At 56.1% G+C, this 2,594-nt stretch carries 3 protein-coding genes; 2 read left to right on the top strand and 1 reads right to left on the bottom strand.

Annotated features, from left to right (window positions below; all coding sequences use genetic code 11):
• Positions 1-294: type I restriction-modification system subunit M N-terminal domain-containing protein (locus VKV18_RS07930; RefSeq protein WP_324203671.1), on the bottom strand; the 294-nt coding region annotated here is incomplete at its 3' end.
• A 461-nt stretch (positions 295-755) separates the two neighbouring features.
• Here VKV18_RS07930 and ffh point away from each other — a divergent pair.
• Positions 756-2,156 (top strand): signal recognition particle protein, encoded by a 1,401-nt coding sequence (gene ffh, locus VKV18_RS07925; protein WP_324203670.1) that lies wholly within the window; start codon positions 756-758, stop codon positions 2,154-2,156.
• A 90-nt stretch (positions 2,157-2,246) separates the two neighbouring features.
• On the top strand, positions 2,247-2,540 hold the full coding sequence (rpsP, locus tag VKV18_RS07920; protein ID WP_324203669.1) for a 30S ribosomal protein S16: 294 nt from the start codon (positions 2,247-2,249) through the stop codon (positions 2,538-2,540).
• Positions 2,541-2,594: the final 54 nt, after the last annotated feature.

Genomic DNA, 2,594 nt, shown 5'->3' with positions numbered 1-2,594 from the left:
GGCGGTTTGCCGACGAATGTTTGACCAGCGTGCCACATCGGGAATATAGAAGCGAACCAGGCCAACTTTATCCGAGAAGATTCCCTGCCGCAGCTCTTGTTCAACCAAAGCGGCCGCCATATCTCGACTTCCAAACTCCTGAGCGAGGCGCTCCAGCTCGTCCTCATAGACGTCGGAGAGTCGTTTCAAAAACACCAGCGGCAGGATATAGTCCTTGAATTTGGGCGCATCGAGCGGGCCACGAACAGCGCAGGCCGAATCCCAAAGCCAAGTTTCTAGAGTTTGAATGTCCATAGGCTCCACGTCAATTTCTCAAGAGTTTCGTCGCGCGGGGCGTTGGCGCTAGGCGCATCGTCAACGATGGCGGTTGTCCTTTTTGCCCTTCTGATTATACACTGCCAGGAGGCAAATAAAAAAGGAAAAAGTTTTGTCTTTTTTTCTCGGCAAGGAGAGCTGTAGGGGGCGAGCGCAAAGTTGCGGCAGGTTGGCCTCATGCGCCACTACTTAAAACCAATTGGATGTCTCGCCGTCATTTTCCTATAACAGGGCGGGAGGGGCGCCAACGGCGGCGCGGATTCCGCCTTGCATCGGGAATCCGCGCCGTTGCTCGACCGTTATGGCGTGAGAGAAGTGCCTATTGACAATTCAATGAGAAGAAGGGTATACTCGCAAGGCTACGGCGGGCGTCAATCCTTTTGTTGAGAAGCTGAAGGGGTGCTCGCTAAAGGTGGGCATTGGAATAAGGACCTGCTGACGTGTTCGATAGCCTTTCCGAAAAACTGCAAAATGTCTTTATGCGCCTGCGCGGCAAAGGGCGCGTCACCGAGGCGGACGTTAACGAGGCCGTGCGCGAGGTGCGGCTGGCGCTGCTGGAGGCCGATGTAAGCCTGCCTGTGGTGCGCGACTTTATCGGGCGCATTCGCGAAAAGGCACTGGGGGTGGAGGTTTTAGAGAGCCTTCAGCCTTGGCAGCAGGTCATTGACATCGTCTATAAAGAGATGGTGGCCCTGTTGGGGCAGGAGCAAGCTCCGCTGAATGTGGCCTCCACACCGCCCACCATCATCATGCTTTGTGGCCTGCAGGGAACGGGTAAAACCACCCTCGCGGCCAAGCTGGGAACCTATCTAAAAAAGCAAGGCCATCGGCCTTTGCTGGTGGCCTGCGACATCTATCGCCCCGCGGCCATTAAACAGTTGCAGGTGCTCGGGGAGCAGGCGGAGCTGCCCGTGTATGCGTTGCCCGAAGGCCAGCGCAAAGGCCCCCCCTCCATCGCCCGCATGGCCGTGGAGCACGCACGGCAACAGGCCAACGATTTCGTTATTCTAGATACCGCCGGGCGTCTGGCCATTGACGATGAACTGATGGACGAGCTTGGCCAGATGCGCGCTTTTGTGCAGCCCCATGAGGTGATCCTCGTGGTGGATGCCATGGTGGGCCAAGATGCGGTAAACTTTGCCGAACAGTTTCATAAACGGCTGGCCCTCACCGGCTTCGTTATGACCAAGCTGGACGGCGACACGCGTGGCGGTGCCGCGCTCTCCATACGCGCTGTGACCGGCGTTCCCATTAAGTTTATAGGAACCGGTGAAAAGCTCGATGCGCTCGAGCCGTTCTATCCCGACCGCATGGCGCAGCGCATTCTCGGAATGGGCGACATTTTGAGCCTCATCGAGAAAGCGCAAGAGGCCGTAGATGAGAAAAAGGCGGCCGTTTTAGAGGCGAAGCTGCGTGAAAACCGGTTCGACTTCAACGACCTGCTGGAACAGCTCGATCAGATGAAGAAGCTGGGGCCTATCGAGAACCTGCTGAAGCTTATCCCCGGCGTTAATGGCAAAATGCTTGAGGGGATGAACCTCGACCCAAAGGTGATGGAGCGGCGTAAGGCCATCATTCTTTCGATGACCCCTCAAGAGCGTGCCAACCCGGCCATCATCAATGCGTCGCGCCGGCGGCGGATTGCGGCGGGATGCGGCCAAAGCGTTCACGAGGTGAACCAACTGCTTAACGATTTTGAGCAGATGCGTCGCATGATGCGCACCCTGATGCAGCAGGTCCCCGGGGCAAAGCCCAACAAATTGCCCTCCGTGCGTAAGCTCCCTGGGGCGCTTAAAAAGATGTCGCGAGGGCAGAGTAAAGGGTGGTTTTTCCGACAATAACCGTTGCGATACTAACATCCTTTGTGCAACCTCAAACCTCGTTGAAACTGTGCATAGGGGAGAACGTATCGAAAGGAGTGGCAAGGAAGAGTGGTTAAAATACGTTTGAAGCGAATGGGCGCAAGAAACCGTCCGTTCTACCGTATTGTGGTGGCCAACAGCACCTCACCACGGGATGGGCGGTTTATTGAGACCATCGGTACCTACGATCCTTTGGCAGACCCGCCCAACATTACCGTGAAAGAGGAGCGGGCGCTCTACTGGCTCAGTGTGGGGGCTCAACCGACCGACATCGCCCGAGCCCTCTTAAAGAAAACTGGGGTGCTGGAGAGGTTCCAGCAACAAAAAGCACAAAGCAAGAAGAAGGTGGAAGCAGGTGTCTAGTATTGCTGCCGAGTCGAAATCCATATCGGGTTTGCTCGAATATCTCATCAAGTC

This window comes from Chthonomonas sp. (genome assembly GCF_035294505.1).
In the GTDB taxonomy this organism is placed as follows: domain Bacteria; phylum Armatimonadota; class Chthonomonadetes; order Chthonomonadales; family Chthonomonadaceae; genus Chthonomonas.
The sequence above is the reverse complement of the archived record's forward strand: the minus strand, read 5'-3'. Positions and strand labels throughout refer to the sequence as shown.